Below are 21311 nucleotides of genomic sequence, written 5' to 3' on the forward strand. Positions count from 1 at the left end.
GTGCCATGAAAGTAACAGATAAAAAGATAGAAGGCTGCCAGGCCAGCATAACGGTAGAGATGGATCCGGCTGAAGTTGAGGCGGGTCTTTCCAAAACTTACCGCCGTCTGGTAAAAAAGGTGGAAATCCCGGGTTTCCGCAAGGGTAAAACCCCCAGAGACGTGTTTGAAAAATACCTCGGCCGTGAAAAAATGCTGGATGAGGTAGTGGACGATATCGTCCCCGAAGCTTGCCAGCAGGCTATAAATGATGATGAGGAAATAAAACCCTTTGCCGCCCCCAAGATAGCCATGGTCACCACCGAACCTTTTGTGTTTTCCGCCCGCATACCCCTGCCTCCGGTAGTGGAACTGGGTGATTATAAAACCATAAGAGCCTCTAAAGAAAAGGTGGAAATTACCGAAGAAAATATTGATACCGTTATAGACCAGGTACTCCACCAGAGAGCTACCTGGGAAAAAGCGGAGCGCCCTGTTAAAATGGGTGATATGCTGCTTATGAAGGTTGAAAGTACCCTGAACGGCGAACCTTATCTGAACCGTGAGGATATGCAGTATTCCGTAAGAGAAGAAGCTATTTATCCCGCCCCCGGTTTCGGTGAGCATCTGGTAGATATGGTAGTGGGCGAACCTAAAGAGTTTTCCGTAGTTTTCCCCGAAGACCATGCCCGGGCGGAACTTGCCGGTAAGACAGCTGCTTTCAAGGTTACCATTCAGGAAATCAGGGAAGAAAAACTGCCTGAACTGAATGATGCCTTTGCCCACGAATTAAACCCTGAATTCAATACTCTGGCTGAGCTTCGCCAGCGTATCCGGGAGAATATGCAGGAAAGACAGGATGACCAGGCTCAGGCCAAGTTTGAAGACCGGATTGTTGAAGCTTTGATAAAAATGAGTAAAATAGATTATCCGGAAGTTATGGTGGAAACAGAGCTGGACCAGATAATTGAACAGCAGCTGCAGCGTCTGCAAAGCACTATAAAGAGCCCTGAAGAATTCCGGGCTACGCTTTCCCAGCTGAGTCCGGCAGATATGCAGCAGCGGTACCGCCCTCTGGCTGAGCAGCGGGTGGCATCTTCTCTGGCCCTGGGCAAACTGGCCACTACTGAAAATCTGATACCCAGTGACGAAGAAGTAGATGCCGAAATTGAAAAGCTTACCCAGGATTCCGGTGATAAAAAAGAAGAAGAAAAAGCTTTTTACAATAAGCCGGACACCAGAGACCGTCTTATTCAGCTCCTTACGGCCCGTAAGACCATGGCCTTTATAGATGAAATAGCCCTCCAGCCAGCTCTTGAGGCTGTTGAACCTAAATCTGATGAAGGTGAAAAAACAGAGGAGGCAGATAAATGATAAGCCCTGAAAACGTAGTACCTATGGTTATTGAAAGCAGCGCCAGGGGCGAACGCGCCTTTGACATTTATTCTCTGCTGCTAAAGGAAAGGATTATCTTTCTGGGTTCGCAAATAAATGACCAGGTAGCCAATCTGGTTATTGCCCAGCTATTGTTTCTTGACCGCGAAGACCCTGACAAGGACATAAGCCTTTATATTCACAGCCCCGGCGGCGTAATATCTGCCGGCCTTGCCATGTATGATACCATGCAGCTTATCCGTCCCAAAGTGTCTACCATTTGCGTGGGTGTGGCGGCTTCCATGGCTACAGTTTTGCTGTGTGCCGGTGCTAAGGGGAAACGCTATGCTCTGCCCAATGCCACCATCCATATGCATCAGGCTATGGGGGGTGCTCAGGGACAGGCCTCAGATATTGAAATTGCCGCCCGTGAGATTATGCGCCAGCAGGATATCCTCAGGAATATCCTGGTAAAACACACCGGCCAGCCTATGGAAAAAATTATTCATGACAGTGACCGTGATTATTACCTGAATGCCCAGCAGGCTGTTGAATACGGCCTGATAGATGAGATTTTGCAGAAACCCGAAAACAAATAGTTAATAACTGGTTGTTTCGTATCTAAAAATAAAACGCCCCTTCGTAACAGAGGGGGCGTTTTCCTTTCAGCCAGATAATGAATCAGCTGGTAAAATAGTGCATACCAAAGCGCTCCTTCAGCGCCTCAAGGTCAGGCAGGCCTGAGCGGGCACCCAGCTTGCCTATACAGAAACGGGCAGAAATATCCCCCAGCAAACCGCATTCTTCAATAGGCTTTTCTTCCATAAGCCCGAACAGGAAACCTGTAGTAAACGCATCTGCCGCGCCGATTGTATCTACTACTGTGCGGATATCTTTCCTGAGGCTGACGGTTGACTCCATATGGCATTCGTGGTCTTTGTCCCGTATGTAAGTCTGCAGGGTTATTTTGCCTTTTCGTTGGAAGCGGCGGCTCTCACCCAAAGTCACCACCACGTGTTCACACCCGCTGCGGATACACATATCCGTCGCCCGCTGATAGTTTTTCTGGGTCATTTTTTCTATATCCTGCTGGTTGGTAAAAAGGGCATTGGTGCGGGAAAGTATGGGGGCCAGCTTTTTCAGCCCCTGGGCGGCAAAAAGAGACCCCGGTGAGAAACTGAAAAGTATATCCGGTGCCAGCCGTTCCGCTATTTCATGGCACAGGGCAAACTCATTCTGGTTAAAAAAGGTGGACATATGCACCAGCTTGGCCTGGCTGAGGTATTCCAGATTTACATCAGAAAGGTCAAGGTAGTTATTGGCGCCGGGATTGACGTAAGTTGAGCGGCGTCCTGAAGATTCACTCAGTGAAACCACAGAGCCGGTTTGGGCTTCATTTTTTACTAACAGGTAACGGTTATCTATTCCCGAGTTTTCAAAATCACTAATCAGCAAATTGCCGTCAGGGTCATTCCCTACGGCCCCTATGAAGCCGCATTTTAATCCCAGACGGGATAACCCGTGTATGGTATTGGCACCCGAACCGCCGGGAAACGAGGCAGATTCGGTAACCACGCATTCTCCGTCATGGAGTATCTGTTCCACAGTGTATATATGGTCCACATGCACCGCCCCCAGGCCGATAGCCTCAAGACGATAAGCAGTCATATCATTCTCTCCCCTGAATTATGCGGTCAATTTCGCTGCTCAGGTCGTATCCCTCTATGGCCTGGACGCGGTTATCCGTAATTTGCCCCTTGCATATATTTACCCGCTCTTCGCTTATGGCTTTGATACTGCGGACTATAAGCGGCAGTTCACGGATAGTGCCCTGATGGCGGATAGCTTTGAAAAGGGCATTTTCTTCCCCTTCTTCCGCTTTTATTTCAGCTGCTGTCCGCCCCGAAATACTATCCCACAGCGGTTTGAAGGCGTCTGTCTGAATAGAAAAGCGGCAGTAGCTGACCACCGGCCCTCTGTCCAGTTCAGGTGTTACCAAATGTATCATAGCTCCGGTCTCGGAGGTTTTTTGCTGGATAAGCTCCCATATGACCTCTTTCCAGGTGCCTTTTGGTCCCCAGGGGGTGGCGGGGTGCAGATTGATGATGTTATACCGGCTGCACATTTCCGGCCCCATTATCAGCATATAGCCGGCCAGTACGCATAACTGGGGATTATACGGCCTAAGGCGTTTTAAGACTTCGCTGTCGTAGTCCAGTCTCCACTGGGGCAGGCTGCCGCCGGGAGTTTCGTCACTGCCGTTTACCTTGGCCTTATATTTCTGGTAGGAAAAGGTAATAAGCGGTATATTATGGCTTTTTACCAGTTCAAAAAAAGCGTCTGTTTCGGCTGATTCGCCGGGGTCGCGGCTGCAAAAGACAAAACTTATTTTGGCTTTAAGCTCTCCCGTTTGGATGCTGTCCAGTACGGCAGTCAGCAGATTGCGTGACCCCTTGCCTCTGGCGGTTGAAAACCAGCCCAGTTCAAACATGCTTATTTCTCCGGTTTGATATATTTGGAAAGTTTGCGAATCAGCGCCCGTATCCGCACCATGCGGTTCTGGCGGCCGGTTATCCGCCCCTGTCTGAGGGCGGCTATAAATTCTTTGGGGGTATTGAAATCAGGCATGGTAACGTAGGTAGTGCCTATTTCGGGCAGGGTATGGGAATCTGTGCCGGCACTTGTGGGCAGGTCATACTGTTTGGCCAGTTTGCGGGCTTTTTTAAGGCTTCCGTTCAGCAGGGTGCGGGAGTTAAATACTTCCAGCACGTCTATTTTTCCTTCGGAAGCCAGCCTTTCCAGTTCCGAATCTATCAGAGCCGAACCCCTTAGTTTGTCATAAGGGTGGGGAATGCAGACCAGAGCGTCCTGGGCTTTTATCCGGGATACACATTCGTCTACTGATATTCCGCTGGGTATGCTCTCCTTGAGAAACATACCCATAATCTCTCCGTGGGGGGTAAGCACTTCCTCAGAGACTATTATTTTGATGGGGCTGTTTTTAGCCAGCATTAAAGCTCCCTCGGCTGTGCCGTGGTCACACAAAGAAATGCAGTTTATGCCTTTTTCAAGACATCTCTTTATCAAATCTTCGGGTTTGGTATTTGAGTCCATAGAATAATTGGTATGGACGTGTAAATCAGCTTTTAACATTACTAATTGGTTGCCTTTCCCAGATATTGGCCGCTGCGGGTGTCTACCCTGATTAGGTCTTCGTTATTTATAAATAAGGGCACCTGTACCACCAGTCCCGTTTCCAAAGTAGCCGGTTTGGTAGTGGTGGCAGCGGTGTCACCCTTAAAACCCGGTTCGGTATGGGCAATTTTCAGGTTAACCGATGCCGGCAGCTCAACCCCGATGGCTTCTTCCTGAAAGGTCATTACCCTGACACTGCCGTTTTCCAGCAGGTAGTTGACAGCGTCACCCAATACACTTTTATTTAGAGCTATCTGCTCAAAAGTTTTGTCATCCATGAAATGGTAAACGTTTTCGTCATTATATAAAAATTGCATATGGCGGTATTCCAGGTTTACCAGATTGAACTTTTCGTCTGACTGAAAGGTTTGTTCCATAGTATGCCCGTCCCGTATATCTTTAAGTTTCAGACGGAGCAGGGCGGTGTGTTTCATCTTGACATGTTGGATATCCATGACCTGAAACAGGCCGTTTTCCTGTTGGATGATGCAGCTTTTCTTTAATTCGTTTCCAGTGGCCATATAAACCTTTCTTCTTTAAATATAGGGGTTTTGTTTATCTGATTTTGAGAGCAATTCTATTTTACCATTTTTAAGGGTGCAGGTATCTTCTATACGGATGCCCCCCCAGCCCGGCAGGTATATGCCCGGCTCTATGCTGAAAACCATTCCGTCTTCAAGTATATCCGCACTTCTGGGGCTTAGGCGGGGTGCTTCATGCACCTCCAGCCCCACCCCATGTCCCAGACTATGCCCGAAATTGGCACCGTAGCCGGCTTTTTCAATAACCTCTCTGGCTATAGAATCAGCCTCCTGCCCGGTCATTCCAGAGGTGATTTGGTCTATGGCTTTTTGCTGGGCGGCCAGAACTATATCATATATTTTCTTAAATTGGCTATCCGCTTTCCCCTGTAATACAGTTCTGGTCATGTCACTGGCGTACCAGTTTACTTTTGCCCCGTAGTCCATGAGCAGGGGCTGCCCGCAAACCACAGCGGCCGGGCGGGTTCGGGCATGGGGCAGGGCGGAGTTTGCCCCTGTGGCGGCAATAATCTCAAACGGCATAGACTGGCTGCCGCGGTTTCGCATAAATTTCTCAAGTCCCCAGGCCAGCTGCTGTTCGGTTATACCCGGTTTTAGCAGGGAGGGCAGGGCGGAGAAAGCGGCATCACCAATGGCGGCGGCCTGTTTGATATCGTCTATTTCTTTTTCAGATTTTATCTGCCGCAGTTTGCCTGCCAAGTCTGCTGTTTCTGTAAGTAAAATATCTAAACCGCCTTCGCTGAGTGCGGTCTTTAGTTTGCTGTATTCTTCAAAAGTAATATAGAAAGATTCAAAACCCAAACGGCGGATATGTTCGGAGCTTAACAGTTCGGGCAGCCAGCGGGACATTCCGTTAGTAACTTTACATAAGGTATATTCAGGGGATTCATTTTCCGCTTGCTCGTAGTAGCGGAAATCTACCGCAATAAAAGATTGTGCCTGGGTGATAAGCAGGTGACCTTCGCCGCCGGTAAAGCCGGACAGATAAAACATATTTTCAGGTTTGGACACCAACAGGCCGTCCAGCTCATTTTCGGCCATAAGCTTTCGCAGGAGTGCAAGCTGGGTGTTTGGCTGTTTCATTCGTCTTCGCTCCCCGAAATATCATTCTGCGGTTTGGCCAGCGGGTGGCTGGACATATAGACTTTGCGGGCTTGGCTTTTGGTAACGTGGGTATATATCTGGGTAGTGGAAAGGTTTGAGTGGCCGAGTAGCTCCTGTACTACCCTTAAGTCTGCCCCGCCGTCCAGCAGGTGAGTGGCAAAGGTATGGCGCAGCATGTGGGGGTGCACGTGTTTTTCAATACCGGCTTGGTGTGCCAGCTTATCCAGTCTTTCCTGAAAACTGCGGGCACTCAGTCTGCCGCCGTTTGGATTAAGGAATAAAGCCGGAGTATTCCGCTTGCCTTTCAGCAAAGGTCTGCCCAGGTTTAGATAGGTTTGGATTGACTGAATTGCCGGCAGACCCATCAGAACTATGCGTTCTTTAGACCCTTTGCCCCAGACCCGTATCTGGTGGGAGTGCAAATCCAGGTTTTCTATATCCAGTTTGACCAGCTCACTCACCCGCAGGCCGCTGGCATAAAGCAGCTCCATAAATGCTTTGTCCCGCAAACCCTGGGGGGTGGAGGAATCAGGTATCCGCAGCAGTTTACTAACTTCAGCGGTAGTCAGAAACTCCGGCAGGCGTTTATCCAAACGGGGGCTGGAGGCATTTAAGGTGGGGTTTTTCTGAATAAGACCTTCCCGCATAAGGTAACGGTAAAAAGAACGTACAGCCGAAAGTTTGCGGGCAATACTGCCTTTAACAATCCCTTTTTCTATCAGGCTGGACATATAATCCCGCAAAATATAGCGGTCTACCTTGTCAAAAGAGCTTACCTTTTTTTCAATCAGGTAGTTAACAAAACCAATCAAATCTGTGCGGTAGTTTCTAAGGGTATAAGCCGAAACATTTTTTTCTACCGTCAGATATTCAAGGTATTTGTTAAAATTCTCCTGCATTTAGCTTTCATCTTCAAGTTTTTTGCGTTTACCGCACTTGGTGCATTTGGCCCAGTTCTTGCCGCTCTTGGTCATGAGGGCGCCGCATTCCGGGCAAGGTTTGCTTAGCGGTTTGTAGAAAGATACAAATTTGCAGTTCGGGTAACCGGCACAGCCGTAAAATATCTTGCCCTTTTTGCTGTATTTTTCAACTATATCCGAATTGCACTCAGGGCATTTGGCACCTGTTTTTATCTGGTATGAGCGGGTATAACGGCAGCCGCCCTCTTCTTTGGTATAACGTGAGCAGGCAATAAATTTACCAAAACGCCCCCGTTTTACTACCAGCTTGGCATTGCATTCGGGGCAAAGCTCGTCCAGCTCTTCTTCCGGCGGTTTAATTTTTTCAATTTTTTCACTGGCGGCTTCTATCTCTTTGATAAAAGGTTCATAGAACCGCCTGATTATAGGTACCCAGTCCAGTTTTTCAGTGGCTATTTTGTCCAGTTCGGTTTCCATGGCGGCCGTAAAATCTATACCGATAATATCCGGGAAATACTCTACCAGCAGGTCATTTACCAGCATTCCCAGTTCACTGGGTTTCAGGCTGCCTTTGAGCTTGGTAATGTATTCCCGTTCCTGTATTGTGGAAATAGTGGGGGCGTAGGTGCTGGGGCGGCCTATGCCGTATTGCTCCAGTGCCTTGATTAGCGTGGCCTCTGTATAACGGGGAGGAGGCTGGGTAAAGTGCTGGCTGGCTTCCAGGCTTTTCAGCTTCAGCTCTTCGCCTTCTTCCATGGGCGGCAGGCTGGACTGCGCCGCTTCCTCATCTTCGTCCTTGCCTTCTATATATACAATGGTAAAACCCGGGAAAGTATTTACCGAACTGGTGGTTCTAAGCAGATAACGGGTTTTTGAGGGCTGGTGCTTGGCTTCTATGTCTATTGTAGTATTATCAAAGGCGGCCGGGCTCATCTGGCTGGCCATCATACGCTGCCAGATAAGCTGGTAAAGTTTGAACTGTTCGGCAGACAAGCTCTTTTTTATCAAGTCAGGGGTGCGGGTTATGCGGGTAGGGCGGATAGCTTCATGGGCTTCCTGTGCGCCCTTAACCTTGCTTGAAAATACTCTGGCCTGTTTGGGAAGGTAAGCCGGGCCGTATTTTTCACTTATATAATCACGGGTTTCGGCTACGGCGGTACGGGCTACGTTGGTAGAGTCAGTACGCATATAGGTTATAAGACCCACTTCCCCTTCGCCCTCTATATTCAGGCCTTCATACAGCTGCTGGGCTATCACCATGGTTTGCTTGGCTGAAAAATGGAGCTTCCGCCAGGCCTCCTGCTGAAGGGTGCTGGTAATAAAGGGGGCGGGGGACTGCCTGAGGTTTGATTTCTTTTTTATCTTCAGTACCTGATAGTCAGATACTTCCAGTTCTTTTTTAATTTGTTCGGCTTCAGATTCGTTATGTATTTCCAGTTTGCCTTTGGTTACATAACCTGCCAGAGAAGCTTTGAAAGCGGCTGATTTAACCTTTTTATTCAGCAGGGCTTCTATATTCCAGTATTCGGCAGATACAAATTTTTCTATTTCCCGTTCGCGGTCAACAATTATTTTCAGGGAAACAGACTGCACCCGCCCGGCTGAAAGTCCCCGTTGTACTTTTCGCCAGAGCAGCGGGCTTAATTTATAACCTACCAGCCGGTCAAGCACCCTCCGGGCCTGCTGGGCATTTACCAAATCCATATCCAGTTCGCGGGTGTTTTTAAAAGCCTTATCTATGGCTTCTTTGGTAATCTCGTGAAAGACCACCCGTTTGGGCTTAGCCAGATTGGCTTTGGTAACTTCGGATATATGCCAGGCAATAGCCTCACCTTCGCGGTCAGGGTCGGTAGCCAGGTAGATTGCCTTGGAATTTTTAACTGCGTCTTTGAGTTCCTTTATGACCTTGGCCTTGGCTTTCAAGGAGACATACTTGGGGGTAAAACTGTTTTCAACATCTACGCCCAGGGTGCTTTTGGGTAAATCCCGTATATGCCCCATGGTGGCCATAATATTAAAGTCTTTGCCCAGCATTTTGCTGATAGTACGGGCTTTGGCAGGTGACTCAACGATAACAAGTTTTTCTTTCATGACAGCTTAATTCATCTCCAGCTGGTAGATTTCTTTCTTTTCACGGGTGCGCACATAATTCATGCCTCCGGCAGAGCGGACCTGGCCTCTTAGTTCCATTATGGCCAAAGTGCTGCTGACCAAGGCTATCCCCAGGCCGCACTCACGGCAAATCTGGTCAATATGTATTGGCTCATAGCCTAGTTTATCCAGTATCAGGCTTTCGGTCTGGTTTTCAGGTATAGCTTTGGTAGTGTTATCCGGCACTGAAAGCAGGCCTATATTCAGTTCTTCAAGGACATCTTTGGCGGAACAAACCAGCTTGGCTCCTTCCTGGATAAGGCGGTTTGTTCCCACTGAAGCCGCTGATAGTATACTCCCCGGAACGGCAAAAATCTCGCGGTTTTGTTCAAGTGCAAAATTGGCGGTTATCACAGCCCCGCTGTTTTCTCCCGCTTCGGTTACCAGTATTCCGCGGCAAAGGCCTGAGAGTATACGGTTGCGGCGGGGGAAAAATTCGGGCCGGGGGCGGATTCCGGGCGGGTGTTCACTCACCAGGGCTCCGTTTTCAGCTATCTGGCGGGCAAGGCAGCTGTTTTCAGATGGATAAATTATATCCAGTCCGCAGCCGAAAACCGCAATGCTTCTTCCGCCGGCTTTAAGGGCGGCAGTATGGGCAACTGTATCTATTCCTCTGGCCAGACCGGAAACTATAGTCATACCTGATCGTGCCAGTGATTCGGCCAGTTCTTCGGTGACCAGTTTGCCGTAGACGGTGGGCTGGCGGGTTCCCACTATCCCCAAACACAGTTCATCATTCCCCAAAAGCTGTCCCTTTACAAAAATAAGGGGAGGGTAATCATGTATTTGCTTAAGTCTGGCAGGGTAATCACTGTCTGTATGGGTGAATACCTGAATATCGTGCCGCTTCAAGGTTTCAAGGGTTTTAGGCAGGTCTATTTGGGGGCGGGAAGTAACTATGTTTTCCGCCAGAGAGTTATCAAGCCCGGCTGATACCAGCGCTTCCTTACTGGCGTGCCAGGCACTTTCCAGATTGCCGAAATAGCTTTCCAGCAGGTTCAGGCGCACCCGGCCGACCCCGTTTATATAACTGAATCCTATGGCGTATTTGCAGTCTTGGTTTTGCATCTTGTTCTTTTGGAATTCTAGCACAGGCACAATATCCAAACAATAAAACATTATTAAGGAAGAGATGCGCTGGCTGGACGGCAAAAAAATAGCCTTCATAGTTTTGAAGGCTTCAGTGTTTAAGTGTAATGGCGGAGAAGGTGGGATTCGAACCCACGGTCACCTTGCGGCGACACACGCTTTCCAGGCGTGCCTGATAGACCACTCCAGCACCTCTCCGTATTGTCTGTAAGTATTCTTTTATTAAACCCTGTGGCGGAGAGGGTGGGATTCGAACCCACGCTCCGCTTTCACGGAGACCGCTTTTCGAGAGCAGCACCATCAACCACTCGGACACCTCTCCGGAGGCTATATTTTACTTGAATGCAAGCAAAATTAAAAGCCAATCAGGAATGTATCCAAATGCAGGAGTAATGATATAATGAAACCCACCCCGAATTCAAATTTGTCTCATATATTTCCCGGATAATATTGCCGGGTGTAAAGGTGCCAATGTTATTACGGGTATTTGCGGTTAACGGATGAACTTATTGCTCATACTTGCGAAAAATTTAAACAAACAGGACGGACCGGGGTTTCTGACGGGCAGGCAGTCGGTAAAATTTATTCTTCTAAAATATATTTCCCTGTGGTTCTTCTGCAATAGCAGCTCATAAATTAGATTATCAGCCGTATTTTTGCTAAAATAAATCAAATTATTCTTAAGTGACTGGTATGGAAACAGAAATCTATTTTAAATTTATACTCTCTTTTGGGCTTATTTTGCTTGTTGCCCGTTTGGGCGGAGCCTTTGCAGAACGCTTTCTGAAACAACCGGCGGTTATCGGTGAACTTTTGGCCGGTATTATCATCTCACCCTTTCTGCTGGGGCATTTCCTTTTTGCCAATGACCCGGTTATTTTGAACTTTGCCCTTATTGACGGGGTATTCAGCCAGAATGGTGAACATCTGAGTGAATTTGCCCCTATGGAAATCATTTCGCAGATAGCGGTGGTGGTGCTGCTGTTTGTGGCGGGTCTTGAAACAAATGTTGCTTCGTTTATTAAAAACAGCTTTACCGGTGCTATGGTAGCCATTGGCGGGGTTGTTGTACCCTTTGCTTTGGGTGTCTTTGGCGCCATGTACTTTTTCCCTGATTTACATATTGCCGGATGGCTCTTTATCGGTGCCATTCTGACAGCCACCAGCATCGGCATCACGGTGCGCATACTAATGGATATGGGTAAACTCAGTTCCCGTGAGGGCACTATTATTCTGGTTGCCGCCGTGGTAGATGATATTATCGGTCTGGTTATTTTGTCTGTGGTTATTTCCATGGCTCAGAGCGGCAGTATCAATGCCCTAAGTGCTGTCGGCACCGGCGTTATCGGCTTTGCAGTCTGGTTGGGTATACTCTTGCTGGGTGTGTACGGCCACAAGTATATTTCAAAATATATACTTACCCCGTTTAAGGCCTCCGGTACTATGCCGGTCATGGCCTTGATTGTAGGGCTGTTGGTTTCCTATATGGTCACGCTGGTGGGTCTGCACCCGGTAGTTGGTGCTTATGTAGCCGGGCTTATGTTTGCTTCCACCGCGGAAAAAGAAGAAATACTCCATCAAACCCGCCCGATAATGCTTTTTATTGCCCCGTTCTTCTTTGCTTACCTGGGTATGCAGGTGGATTTGAAGGAAGTCTGGGCAGTAATTGTTCCGGCGCTGGTTATAGTTGTGCTGGCCATTATCGGCAAGATTATCGGCTGTTATTTTCCCGCCCGGTTTGTGGGCAAGACCAGTCATAAAGGTGCTTTGATTGTCGGTGTAGGTATGGTACCCAGAGGTGAAGTGGGTCTTATCGTAGCCGGGGCGGGACTTATTGCCGGGGCTATCACCCGTGACCTTTTCGGCATTGCGGTAGCTGTCAGTATTTTGACTACCCTCGTTATGCCCCTTATGATAAAACCTTTATTCAAACCTAAAGCTGAAGCTAACGGCAAAGAGCTTCCTTGAGTAAAAACATAGCTTAAGGTAAAATTGGGTACTATGCCTCTGTAGCTCAGTGGATAGAGCACCAGCCTCCGAAGCTGGTGGCGAGAGTTCGAGTCTCTCCAGGGGCACTTTTATAAAACGGGGAGGATTACCACCATAGACATGAAACATTTTATTGAAATCAGATGGCATGGGCGTGGCGGTCAGGGTGCGGTAACCTCAGCCGAGCTTATCGCTCAGGCGGCAATTGGCAAGGGGAAATATGCCCAGGCTTTCCCCAGTTTCGGGCCTGAACGCAGAGGAGCTCCGGTTCAATCTTTCAACCGTATCAGTGATGATAAACCTATCCGTGAGCGTTCCGGTATAAGCGAGCCGGATATTGTGGTAGTACTTGACCCCAGTCTGGTTATTATCGGCAACGTTATTTCCGGGCTCAAAGAAGGCGGTACTCTTATTATAAATACCACTAAACCGCTGGATTATTTCGTATCCGAATATGGTGACCGCTGGAAAATAGCCACAGTGGATGCCACCGCTATTGCCAAAGAATTACTGGGCGTCAATATCGTTAATACAACCATGCTTGGAGCTCTTATCAAGGCTACCGGTTTGGCAGGTATAGAAGACTTCGAAGAACCTTTGAAACACCGCTTCGGAAAGCTGGCTGCCAAAAATATGGCGGCTATGAAAAAGGCCTTGGAAGAGACCGCTGTAAAGGAGCTTAAAGTTGGCTAAACAGGAAAATAAGATTACCTGGCAGGAAATGACCCCTGGCTGTATAGTCAGTGAACCCGGAAATGCCAGCCAGTATAAGACCGGTGACTGGCGTTCCCAGCTGCCTGTGCATAATTTTAAAAAGTGCATCAAGTGCGGCTTGTGTTATGTATTCTGCCCCGAAGCTTGTATAAATGAAACCAAAGAGGGCTTTTTTGAGGCCGACCTTTTCTATTGTAAGGGTTGCGGTATCTGTGCCCATGAATGTCCCACCGGGGCTATTGTTATGAAGGATGAGGAGGAGAAATAATGGCCAGAGTAGGCGTAGAAGTTTCTATCGCTCTGAGTGAGGCAGTCGGGCTTTGCAATGCTGATGTTATTGCCGCTTATCCCATTACTCCTCAGACACATATTGTTGAGCATTTGGCCGAGATGGTGGCCGATGGAGAACTGGATGCCGAATATATCCCGGTAGAATCTGAGCATTCGGCTCTGAGTGCCTGCCTGGGCTCGGCAGCAGCCGGTGCCCGCACCTTTACTGCCACTGCCGGTCAGGGACTTGAGCTCATGCACGAAGTGCTTTATGTGGCTTCCTCCATGCGGCTGCCCGTCATAATGGCGGTTGCCAACCGGGCTCTTTCCGGCCCCCTTTCAGTTTGGGGTGACCACTCTGACGTCATGTCCTGCCGGGATATAGGCTGGATACAAATATTTACTGAAAACGGGCAGGAAGTAGTTGATAACGCTATCTGTTCTTTTAAAATAGGCGAAGATAAGAGGGTGCTTTTACCTGTTATGGTTCACCTGGACGGTTTCCATCTGTCCCATGTTATTGAGCCTATTGATATGCCTGAGAGAGCGCAGGTAGATGCTTTCCTTAGCGTTAATGATTACCCCTATGCCCTGAATCCTGATAACCCCCATGCTATGGGTGACTTTGCCCCTCCGGTGGTTTTTACCGAAGCCAAGTGGGCCCAGGAACAGGATTTTCAAAAATCTAAAGCCGTTATTCTGGAAGTCTGGAAAGACTTTGAAAAACAGTTTGGCCGTTCTTACAAACCGGTTGAGACCTACCGCACCGAAGGTGCTGAGAACCTGTTGTTCACCATGGGCAGTTTTTCTGAGACTGCCATGGCCGCCATTGATAAAATGCGTGATGACGGTATGAGTGTCGGTCTGGTAAGGCTGCGGCTGTGGCGTCCCTTCCCGTTTGAAGAGCTGCGGGACGCGGTTAAAGATGCCAAAAACCTTATTGTTCTGGACCGTGCTCTGTCAATAGGCGGTCCGGGCGGGCCGGTCTGCTCTGAAATTAAGGCTGCTTTGTATCCGCTGGAGAAAAAGCCCAAGATTGTCAGCATTATCGGCGGTTTGGGCGGACGGGATATAACTGTTGCCAATTTTGAAGATATCATGAAAAAAGGTCTGGAGATTGCTGAAAAAGGCAGTCCCAACGAATACGAAATATATGGAGTGAGGGCGTGATGCAGAACTATTCAGTATTTGTTCCCAAGCTACTGCCCAAGCGTGAGTTATTTGCCCCCGGTCATCGCGGGTGTATAGGTTGCGGTGAGGCTCTGGCAGTTCGTCTGGCTACCAAGGCTATGGATGAAAACACCATAATAGTGAATGCCACCGGCTGCATGGAAATTATCGCTTCCCAGTACCCGTATACTTCATGGCGTTTACCCTGGATACATACCCTGTTTGAAAATACAGCCGCAGTTGCCTCTGGCGTTGAGTCAGCTATAAAGGTGCTTAAACGGAAAAAGAGGATAGAGGACAGGGATATAAAGATTGTAGCCATTGGCGGTGACGGTGCAACTGTGGATATTGGTCTTCAGGCACTTTCAGGCGCTATGGAACGCGGGCATAACTTCACTTATATCTGTTTTGACAATGAAGCTTATATGAATACCGGTATCCAGCGTTCTTCGGCCACCCCTTTTGGTGCGTCCACCACTACCTCACCGGCCGGTAAAGTAGGCAAAGGCCAGTTCTCATGGAAAAAAGATATGCCGGCCATAGCTGTGGCCCATAATATTCCTTATGTGGCTACCTGTTGCCCCAGCTATCCTTTTGATATGATTGAAAAAGTAGGTAAGGCTCTGGCGGCTGACGGCCCGGCCTATATACACTGTTTATCTGTTTGTCCCACCGGCTGGCGCTGTGCCACTGAGGATACCGTGAAGATAGGGCGTTTGGCAGTCGAAACCGGTGTTTTCCCGCTGTATGAGGTTGTTAACGGCCAGTACAAAATGAGCATGGAAACGCCTGAGCTTAAGCCTTTGCGTGAGTACACCAGTCTTCAGCGGCGGTTCCGCCACCTGACAGAAGAATCTCTGGACCTTATTCAGGAAAGAGTTCAGCTGGAATACAATAAGATTGCAGAGAGGGCGGCATGTGCACCGAAACTAGAGAAATAGTAGCGCCAAAAGTTAAAAATATTCTGGATAAATATGCCAAAGACAAGGGTATGCTGGTAGCTATACTGCAGGATATCCAGACTGAGTTCAACTATCTTCCCCGTCCCGCTCTGGAGGCCGTAAGCGAGGGCTTGGGTGTTCCCATGAGCCAGGTTTACAGTGTGGCCACTTTCTTCAAGGCTTTCAGCCTGAAACCCAAGGGCAAACACTCTATTCATGTATGTATGGGTACTGCCTGCCACGTACGCGGTGCTAATAAGATACTGGATAAACTGGTTGAAAAACTGGGTTGCTGTGCCGGTGAAAATACCGCAGACATGAAATTCAGCCTTGATGCCGTAAACTGCGTGGGCGCCTGTGCTTTGGGGCCTGTGGTGGTAGTGGACGGGCAGTATGTAGGCAATATGACTACCGAAAAGGTTAAACCTTTGATTGAGGGATGCCAGGATGATTAATACAGCAATTAAAAAGTTTAACAGTGTAGCCGAACTTGAGGCCAAACGGCAGGAAATCCTTAAAGACAGGAATTCCCAAAAGACGGTTATTGCTATTTGCTGCGGTACCGGCTGCCAGGCTTACGGGGCTAAAAAAGTTGCCGATGCCTTTGAGGAAGAGCTTTCCAAAGCCGGTTTGGGAGATAAGGTTGAGGTCAGAACGACCGGCTGTCACGGCTTTTGCGAACGCGGCCCGCTGGTAGTTATCCGCCCCCAGAATATTTTTTACCAGCGCCTGAAGATTTCAGATATACCTGAAATCATTGAAAAAACCATAAAAAACAATGAAGTTATTGAACGCCTGCTGTATGTTGACCCCATGACCAAAGACAAAAAGGTGCATGAACATGATGTGCCTTTCTATAAAAAACAGATGCGTCTGGTTTTCGGCAACAACGGCAATATAGACCCCACTTCTATAGATGACTATCTGGCGGTGGGCGGCTATAAATCCTTGGCCAAGGCTATATCTGGCCTGAAGCCGGAAGAAATTGTGGAAGAAGTTATCAAATCCGGACTGCGCGGGCGGGGCGGCGGCGGTTTTCCCACCGGCTGGAAATGGAAGTCCTGCCGGGACGCCCATGACCCGGTAAAATATGTAATCTGCAACTGTGACGAGGGTGACCCGGGCGCGTTTATGGACCGCTCACTTATGGAGGGCAATCCCCATAGTGTTATAGAGGGCATGATTATCGGTGCTTATGCTATTGGCTCTCATGAAGCTTATATTTATATCCGTGATGAATATCCTATGGCTGTAAAGCACGCCCTTCTGGCTATAAAACAGGCCGAAGATTATGGTCTGCTGGGTGAAAACATACTGGGCAGCGGCTTTGACCTGAAAATACATATCAACCGGGGTGGGGGTGCCTTTGTCTGCGGTGAGTCCACGGCACTTATGGCCTCTCTGGAGGGCAAGGTCGGCGAACCCCGTGCCAAGTACGTTCATACCTCTGAAAAGGGTCTGTATGACAAGCCTACTACCCTGAATAATGTGGAAACCTGGGCTAATATACCCCTGATTATAGAAAAAGGTGCAGACTGGTTTAACAAAATAGGTACAGAGGGCAGCAAGGGCACCAAAATATTCTCACTGGTGGGTAAGGTAAACAACACCGGCCTGATTGAAGTTCCCATGGGTATTACCCTTCGGGAAATTGTATATGATATAGGCGGCGGCATTCCCAAAGGCAAAAAATTCAAGGCTATTCAGACCGGCGGCCCTTCAGGCGGCTGTCTGCCCGAAAGTATGCTGGATTTGCCGGTAGACTTTGATGAACTTACCAAAGCCGGTTCTATGATGGGTTCGGGTGCCATGATTGTTATGGACGAAGATAACTGCATGGTGGAGATAGCCCGTTACTTCCTGAGCTTCCTTGAGGGAGAATCCTGCGGCAAATGTGTACCCTGCCGTGAGGGTGTCAAGCGTATGCGCCAGATTCTGGAAAGAATAACCAAGGGCGAAGGCGAAGAGGGAGATATAGAGCTTCTGGAGCAGCTTTCGCAGGCAATACAGGACGCTTCTTTATGTGCTTTGGGCGGCAGTGCTCCCAATCCGGTTTTATCTACCATTAAATACTTCCGTGATGAGTACGAAGCCCATATCCGCCAGAAGACCTGTCCGGCTAAGGAATGTAAAGCCCTTATTACTTATAACATCATTGATGCCAATTGCCCCGGCTGCGGTTTATGTTACAAAGCCTGTCCGACAGGGGCTATTATTTCACAGGGTAAAAAGATGCCGGTCATACTTGACCAGAGCAAATGTACTAAATGCGGTGCGTGTTTTGATGCTTGTAAGCTCCACGCCGTAGAAATCAGATAAGGTAGGGTGGCTATGATAAATTTAACCATAGACGGCAAGAAATATCAGGCAGAAGAAGGTCAGACAATACTGGAAGTAGCCAACCGGCATGGTATTTTTATTCCTACCCTATGCGTAGATGAAGCGGTTTCAGCTTATGGAGCCTGCCGTTTGTGTATGGTGGAAATTGAGCGGAAAGGCCGCAAAAAACTGGTGGCTTCCTGTCTGTATGAGGTTGAAGAGGGTTTGTCTGTCAGCACCCAGAATGACCGGATTGCCAATATCCGCAAGACTGTTATAGAGCTGCTGCTGGCACGCTGTCCCCAGTCCGAGGGTGTCCAGGCTATGGCTAAGAAACTGGGGGTTACCTGCTCCCGGTTTGAAAGTGAAAAACCTGAAAATCTGTGCACTTTATGCGCCCTTTGCACCAGAGTTTGCTCTGAGGTAGTGGGTAAGAGCGCTATAAGCCTGGTAAGCCGGGGCACCAGCCGTGAAGTAGCCTTGCCCTATTACGAAGATAAAACAGATTGTATTGCCTGTGGTTCGTGTGCTTATATCTGCCCAACCGGGGCTATAAAGATGGAAGACGGGAATGGTATGCGTACTATTACCTGGCCTAACTGCCAGGTCAGCTTTAAGCTTAAGCGCTGTGCCAAGTGCGGCGCCGAATGGATTCCCGAAAAACAGGTCAAGCATATCTTGAATACCACCGAGGTTCCGGCAGAGTTTTTTGATATCTGCCCTGATTGCCGCTAGTCCTGAGGCAATCGTCCTTGACCCTATAATATAGCTTTGTTATACTGGCGCCTGCGGGGTGTAGCGCAGTCTGGTTAGCGCGCAGCGTTTGGGACGCTGAAGTCGGAGGTTCGAATCCTCTCACCCCGACCAGGCCCTTTTTTTCTAAACTCAATCCCGGTCTTCCCTGTGTTTCCAATCTGTATGCACCGGTCTACCTGTCAGGGTGTATCGCTGTTTCCGTACTGCCAAGTCAAAGACCGCACTTCTGTTTTGTGCCTCTTTATTTCAGACTAACTCTTCATATTTAGACTAACCTCAAAAGCTGTTTTTGCCCTCTTGTGCCAGAGTTAATTGCATTTGACTGCTTAAGAGGATATACAGCCAAGTTTTCGACTGGATATTTTGAGTTCGTAAGCTTAAGCCGAAGTTTCTTTTTGACTCAAAAAAGCATTGACTTGCCGCTAGTGCCTGATAGAATAAAATTAACATTTGCCTGACTGTAGATTACATAATATAAAGATTGGTTCGCTGATATAGAGTGTGAACGGGGTGGGGGAGGGGTTAGGTTCTGTGTTGGGTTAAGAGATTTGCCAGGCAGAAAGAGAACAGATATGAAATATCAATATGATTTGGTGGTTATCGGTGGCGGGCTGGCTGGATTTACTGCCGCTGTTTTTGCAAATGGTCTTGGCAAAAAAGTGGCCATAGTGGAGAAGGGTAAACTGGGTGGGGCTTGTACCTGGAATGCCTGCGTGCCGTCTAAGGCTTTACTCCAGCTGGGTCTGCGTATCCGTCAATTAAATAACTATAACCGCAGCGGTACCAAACTGGCCAGCGTAAACTTGCAAACAGAAAATGTTATGCCATACCTGCACTCGGTGCTGGAAAATATTTCCCGGATTGATGATTTTGCAAGTTTAGTAAACACGGGCATAGATATATTAAATGGTGAGGCGGTATTTAACGGCCGTCATCAGGTAAGTCTAAACGGACAGCTTATATCTGCCAAGCACTTTATTATTGCAACCGGCTCAAGCCCGGCAATTCCCCCGGTAGAAGGACTGTCTGATATACCCTATTATACTAATGAGACTGTATTTGACATAAAGGCTATACCATCTTCTATGATAGTGTTAGGCGGGGGTCCGGCCGGTATTGAGTTGGGGCTGGCTTTTGCCTGGCTGGGCTGCAAAGTAGATATTATTGAAATGGCAGACCGTATATTGCCGAAGGACGATACCGAACTAAGTGCCTTGTTACTGGAATACCTGAATGCTGAAGAAAACTTAAATATTCATATATCCACTAAAGCCGTTCGCTTTCAAAGTCAGACTGATGGCAGTCTGAAACTTGAAATGCAGACGCGCGAAGGCAAGATTAGTGAAATATCTTCCGAGACGGTGTTGGTAACAGTAGGCAGACGGGCAAATGTAGCCGGTCTTGCACTGGAAAAAGCTGGTGTTAAGTATACTCCCCGGGGTATCAGTATCAATAACAGGCTTCAAACCAGCTCTTCAAACATCTTTGCAGCCGGTGATGTGGCCGGACCTATCCAACTGGGTATGATGGCGGAAAAACAGGCTATTTTGGCGGCAAGTAACGCCTGCTTGCCGTTTAAACAGAGCACCCGGTATGAAGATGTGGCTTGGGTAACATATTCCGAACCTCAAATGGCTCATATCGGTTTAACCGAGGATGAAGCCCGGAGGAAATATGGTAATAATGTGCGGGTTATCCGCTATCCGCTTACTAAAGTGCGCCGGGCGGTTATGGACCATGATACCCGCGGTCTGTGCAAATTTATACTGGACAAAAATGACAGGTTGATAGGGGCACATCTGCTGTGTTCCCATGCCGAAAACCTTGTCCATGAACTGCAAATAGTAAAGTGCCTGAATAAGCCGCTTTCAAAACTGCACACCATTCCCCATATTTATCCTACTTATGAAGAAGGGATAATAAAACGGGCAGCGGATGTCAGCTATACAATAAAAATGCAGCGCAATCCATTTGTCAGGCTGGTACTGCGCTACTGGCCTGGTTATAAGGACAGGCTGGATACAGTGATAAGCCGGCTGTAAGGCTTTCAGTTAGATATATAAACAGGGGAAAGTATGGAGCGGGAGACGGGGCTCGAACCCGCGACAGCCTGCTTGGAAGGCAGGAACTCTACCACTGAGTTACTCCCGCTGATTTTGTATGGTTATTCTAACCTGAACACCCTGACATGTCAAAGGTGTTTTATGAGTAAAGACAGCAGCTTTTCTGCTTGAACGAAGATATAAAACGTGTTAGAATTCTTTGCAGATTAAAGACAACAAGTTCATCGGAGGTAACTCATGCCAATCTATGAATATTCATGTTCAAAGTGTAACAAAGTCTTTGAACTTATGAGGCCACGGAGTGAGTCCAGTTTGTCTGCTACTTGCCCTGTCTGCAATGCGGATGCACCCCGGATTATTTCGGATTTTACCTATGGGGTGGCTTTTGCTAAGGATGGAGCTGAATCCCGCAGAGACTCTGCTAATGAAAAGATGTGGATTTCCCAGCAAAAAGTAGCTGAAGATAAAATTAAAAATCCTGATCCGTTGAAAAAATGGCGTGAAGAGCGTGAAAAAACCTGCGGCAAAGGGCCTGAAGCCTGGGTGGAATATGCCAAACAGGAAGAGGCTAAAGAACAGAAGGTCAAAGACTACGGCACTGGTTTTACCGGACGCGAAGTATAAAACAGTTTTATCCTGAGGGCTCGTAGCTCAGGGGCAGAGCGGGCGGCTCATAACCGCTTGGTCGTAGGTTCGAAACCTACCGAGCCCACCATATATATAGAAAGCAAAGAGG

The 21311-nt window shown here is 48.2% G+C and carries 20 protein-coding genes and 6 tRNA genes; 15 read left to right on the top strand and 11 right to left on the bottom strand.

Annotation, left to right across the window (positions count from 1 at the left end):
- Positions 1-5 precede the first annotated feature (5 nt).
- The gene (gene tig / locus ACE6F3_RS05580; protein WP_096476588.1) at positions 6-1352 is read left to right on the top strand and encodes a trigger factor; all 1347 of its coding nucleotides are present in this window, start codon (positions 6-8) and stop codon (positions 1350-1352) included.
- Positions 1349-1951 (top strand): ATP-dependent Clp protease proteolytic subunit, encoded by a 603-nt coding sequence (locus ACE6F3_RS05585; RefSeq protein WP_010936452.1) that lies wholly within the window; start codon positions 1349-1351, stop codon positions 1949-1951. The genes tig and ACE6F3_RS05585 overlap by 4 nt, the downstream gene beginning before the upstream one ends.
- An 82-nt stretch (positions 1952-2033) precedes the next feature.
- Here ACE6F3_RS05585 and ACE6F3_RS05590 read toward each other — a convergent pair whose 3' ends face one another.
- The 10 genes from ACE6F3_RS05590 to ACE6F3_RS05635 all read right to left on the bottom strand — a co-directional run bounded on the left by ACE6F3_RS05590 (position 2034) and on the right by ACE6F3_RS05635 (position 10675).
- On the bottom strand, positions 2034-3020 hold the full coding sequence (locus ACE6F3_RS05590) for a carbohydrate kinase family protein (protein ID WP_077975223.1): 987 nt from the start codon (positions 3018-3020) through the stop codon (positions 2034-2036).
- 1 nt (position 3021) lies between these two features.
- Positions 3022-3843: a phosphoribosylglycinamide formyltransferase gene (locus tag ACE6F3_RS05595; RefSeq protein WP_077975224.1), complete on the bottom strand. Its 822-nt coding sequence runs from the start codon at positions 3841-3843 to the stop codon at positions 3022-3024.
- Between the two features lie 2 nt (positions 3844-3845).
- A complete protein-coding gene (locus ACE6F3_RS05600; RefSeq protein WP_077975225.1) occupies positions 3846-4505 on the bottom strand; it encodes a PHP domain-containing protein in 660 nt (219 codons plus the stop codon).
- Positions 4506-4507: 2 nt separating this feature from the next.
- Positions 4508-5068, bottom strand: coding sequence for an elongation factor P (gene efp / locus ACE6F3_RS05605; protein WP_010936456.1), 561 nt, complete (start codon positions 5066-5068; stop codon positions 4508-4510).
- Between the two features lie 15 nt (positions 5069-5083).
- Positions 5084-6172, bottom strand: a complete 1089-nt coding sequence (locus ACE6F3_RS05610) for a Xaa-Pro peptidase family protein (protein WP_077975226.1) — start codon at positions 6170-6172, stop codon at positions 5084-5086.
- A complete protein-coding gene (gene xerC / locus ACE6F3_RS05615) occupies positions 6169-7092 on the bottom strand; it encodes a tyrosine recombinase XerC (RefSeq protein WP_077975227.1) in 924 nt (307 codons plus the stop codon). The genes ACE6F3_RS05610 and xerC overlap by 4 nt, the downstream gene beginning before the upstream one ends.
- Positions 7093-9204, bottom strand: a complete 2112-nt coding sequence (topA, locus tag ACE6F3_RS05620) for a type I DNA topoisomerase (RefSeq protein ID WP_077975228.1) — start codon at positions 9202-9204, stop codon at positions 7093-7095. It abuts the gene before it with no gap.
- A 6-nt stretch (positions 9205-9210) separates the two neighbouring features.
- The gene (gene dprA, locus ACE6F3_RS05625; protein ID WP_077975655.1) at positions 9211-10332 is read right to left on the bottom strand and encodes a DNA-processing protein DprA; all 1122 of its coding nucleotides are present in this window, start codon (positions 10330-10332) and stop codon (positions 9211-9213) included.
- 129 nt (positions 10333-10461) lie between these two features.
- Positions 10462-10551 (bottom strand) — tRNA-Ser (locus tag ACE6F3_RS05630).
- Positions 10552-10585: 34 nt separating this feature from the next.
- A tRNA-Ser gene (locus ACE6F3_RS05635) sits at positions 10586-10675 on the bottom strand.
- 371 nt (positions 10676-11046) lie between these two features.
- Between ACE6F3_RS05635 and ACE6F3_RS05640 the strand changes: the two genes are divergently transcribed.
- The 11 genes from ACE6F3_RS05640 (at position 11047) to ACE6F3_RS05690 (ending at position 20554) form a co-directional block, all read left to right on the top strand.
- Positions 11047-12321, top strand: coding sequence for a cation:proton antiporter (locus tag ACE6F3_RS05640; protein ID WP_077975229.1), 1275 nt, complete (start codon positions 11047-11049; stop codon positions 12319-12321).
- Between the two features lie 35 nt (positions 12322-12356).
- Positions 12357-12428: transfer RNA gene (locus ACE6F3_RS05645), tRNA-Arg, on the top strand.
- Positions 12429-12462: 34 nt separating this feature from the next.
- Complete coding sequence (locus tag ACE6F3_RS05650; RefSeq protein WP_010936463.1) at positions 12463-13035, top strand: 2-oxoacid:acceptor oxidoreductase family protein; 573 nt, start codon at positions 12463-12465, stop codon at positions 13033-13035.
- Positions 13028-13324, top strand: coding sequence for a 4Fe-4S binding protein (locus ACE6F3_RS05655; protein WP_041223350.1), 297 nt, complete (start codon positions 13028-13030; stop codon positions 13322-13324). The genes ACE6F3_RS05650 and ACE6F3_RS05655 overlap by 8 nt, the downstream gene beginning before the upstream one ends.
- Positions 13324-14496, top strand: coding sequence for a transketolase C-terminal domain-containing protein (locus tag ACE6F3_RS05660; RefSeq protein ID WP_041341777.1), 1173 nt, complete (start codon positions 13324-13326; stop codon positions 14494-14496). The genes ACE6F3_RS05655 and ACE6F3_RS05660 overlap by 1 nt, the downstream gene beginning before the upstream one ends.
- On the top strand, positions 14496-15437 hold the full coding sequence (gene porB, locus ACE6F3_RS05665; RefSeq protein ID WP_010936466.1) for a pyruvate synthase subunit PorB: 942 nt from the start codon (positions 14496-14498) through the stop codon (positions 15435-15437). The genes ACE6F3_RS05660 and porB overlap by 1 nt, the downstream gene beginning before the upstream one ends.
- Complete coding sequence (locus ACE6F3_RS05670) at positions 15413-15892, top strand: NAD(P)H-dependent oxidoreductase subunit E (protein WP_058292058.1); 480 nt, start codon at positions 15413-15415, stop codon at positions 15890-15892. The genes porB and ACE6F3_RS05670 overlap by 25 nt, the downstream gene beginning before the upstream one ends.
- Positions 15885-17756, top strand: coding sequence for an NADH-quinone oxidoreductase subunit NuoF (locus ACE6F3_RS05675; RefSeq protein ID WP_077975230.1), 1872 nt, complete (start codon positions 15885-15887; stop codon positions 17754-17756). Before ACE6F3_RS05670 ends, ACE6F3_RS05675 begins: the two co-directional genes overlap by 8 nt.
- Before the next feature lie 12 nt (positions 17757-17768).
- Positions 17769-18491: a 2Fe-2S iron-sulfur cluster-binding protein gene (locus ACE6F3_RS05680; protein ID WP_096476589.1), complete on the top strand. Its 723-nt coding sequence runs from the start codon at positions 17769-17771 to the stop codon at positions 18489-18491.
- A 54-nt stretch (positions 18492-18545) separates the two neighbouring features.
- Positions 18546-18623, top strand: a tRNA-Pro gene (locus ACE6F3_RS05685).
- Between the two features lie 461 nt (positions 18624-19084).
- On the top strand, positions 19085-20554 hold the full coding sequence (locus tag ACE6F3_RS05690; protein ID WP_096476590.1) for an NAD(P)/FAD-dependent oxidoreductase: 1470 nt from the start codon (positions 19085-19087) through the stop codon (positions 20552-20554).
- 34 nt (positions 20555-20588) lie between these two features.
- On the opposite strand, the gene ACE6F3_RS05695 is transcribed toward ACE6F3_RS05690, so the two are convergent.
- A tRNA-Gly gene (locus ACE6F3_RS05695) sits at positions 20589-20663 on the bottom strand.
- A gap of 149 nt (positions 20664-20812) precedes the next feature.
- On the opposite strand from ACE6F3_RS05695, the gene ACE6F3_RS05700 reads away from it, so the two are divergent.
- Both ACE6F3_RS05700 and ACE6F3_RS05705 read left to right on the top strand, forming a co-directional pair.
- Complete coding sequence (locus ACE6F3_RS05700; protein WP_096476591.1) at positions 20813-21199, top strand: zinc ribbon domain-containing protein; 387 nt, start codon at positions 20813-20815, stop codon at positions 21197-21199.
- A gap of 16 nt (positions 21200-21215) precedes the next feature.
- Positions 21216-21290 (top strand) — tRNA-Ile (locus ACE6F3_RS05705).
- The last annotated feature ends 21 nt before the right edge of the window (positions 21291-21311 follow it).

It is taken from the genome of Dehalococcoides sp. THU4 (genome assembly GCF_043231265.1).
GTDB lineage: Bacteria > Chloroflexota > Dehalococcoidia > Dehalococcoidales > Dehalococcoidaceae > Dehalococcoides > Dehalococcoides mccartyi.

What these genes read in the sequence shown, in the direction of transcription:
- tig (WP_096476588.1), top strand. Translation starts at nt 6, where the DNA reads ATGAAAGTAACAGATAAAAAGATAGAAGGCTGCCAGGCCAGCATAACG.
- ACE6F3_RS05585 (WP_010936452.1), top strand. Translation starts at nt 1,349, where the DNA reads ATGATAAGCCCTGAAAACGTAGTACCTATGGTTATTGAAAGCAGCGCC.
- ACE6F3_RS05590 (WP_077975223.1), bottom strand. Translation starts at nt 3,020, where the DNA reads ATGACTGCTTATCGTCTTGAGGCTATCGGCCTGGGGGCGGTGCATGTG.
- ACE6F3_RS05595 (WP_077975224.1), bottom strand. Translation starts at nt 3,843, where the DNA reads ATGTTTGAACTGGGCTGGTTTTCAACCGCCAGAGGCAAGGGGTCACGC.
- ACE6F3_RS05600 (WP_077975225.1), bottom strand. Translation starts at nt 4,505, where the DNA reads ATGTTAAAAGCTGATTTACACGTCCATACCAATTATTCTATGGACTCA.
- efp (WP_010936456.1), bottom strand. Translation starts at nt 5,068, where the DNA reads ATGGCCACTGGAAACGAATTAAAGAAAAGCTGCATCATCCAACAGGAA.
- ACE6F3_RS05610 (WP_077975226.1), bottom strand. Translation starts at nt 6,172, where the DNA reads ATGAAACAGCCAAACACCCAGCTTGCACTCCTGCGAAAGCTTATGGCC.
- xerC (WP_077975227.1), bottom strand. Translation starts at nt 7,092, where the DNA reads ATGCAGGAGAATTTTAACAAATACCTTGAATATCTGACGGTAGAAAAA.
- topA (WP_077975228.1), bottom strand. Translation starts at nt 9,204, where the DNA reads ATGAAAGAAAAACTTGTTATCGTTGAGTCACCTGCCAAAGCCCGTACT.
- dprA (WP_077975655.1), bottom strand. Translation starts at nt 10,332, where the DNA reads ATGCAAAACCAAGACTGCAAATACGCCATAGGATTCAGTTATATAAAC.
- ACE6F3_RS05640 (WP_077975229.1), top strand. Translation starts at nt 11,047, where the DNA reads ATGGAAACAGAAATCTATTTTAAATTTATACTCTCTTTTGGGCTTATT.
- ACE6F3_RS05650 (WP_010936463.1), top strand. Translation starts at nt 12,463, where the DNA reads ATGAAACATTTTATTGAAATCAGATGGCATGGGCGTGGCGGTCAGGGT.
- ACE6F3_RS05660 (WP_041341777.1), top strand. Translation starts at nt 13,324, where the DNA reads ATGGCCAGAGTAGGCGTAGAAGTTTCTATCGCTCTGAGTGAGGCAGTC.
- porB (WP_010936466.1), top strand. Translation starts at nt 14,496, where the DNA reads ATGCAGAACTATTCAGTATTTGTTCCCAAGCTACTGCCCAAGCGTGAG.
- ACE6F3_RS05670 (WP_058292058.1), top strand. Translation starts at nt 15,413, where the DNA reads ATGTGCACCGAAACTAGAGAAATAGTAGCGCCAAAAGTTAAAAATATT.
- ACE6F3_RS05675 (WP_077975230.1), top strand. Translation starts at nt 15,885, where the DNA reads ATGATTAATACAGCAATTAAAAAGTTTAACAGTGTAGCCGAACTTGAG.
- ACE6F3_RS05680 (WP_096476589.1), top strand. Translation starts at nt 17,769, where the DNA reads ATGATAAATTTAACCATAGACGGCAAGAAATATCAGGCAGAAGAAGGT.
- ACE6F3_RS05690 (WP_096476590.1), top strand. Translation starts at nt 19,085, where the DNA reads ATGAAATATCAATATGATTTGGTGGTTATCGGTGGCGGGCTGGCTGGA.
- ACE6F3_RS05700 (WP_096476591.1), top strand. Translation starts at nt 20,813, where the DNA reads ATGCCAATCTATGAATATTCATGTTCAAAGTGTAACAAAGTCTTTGAA.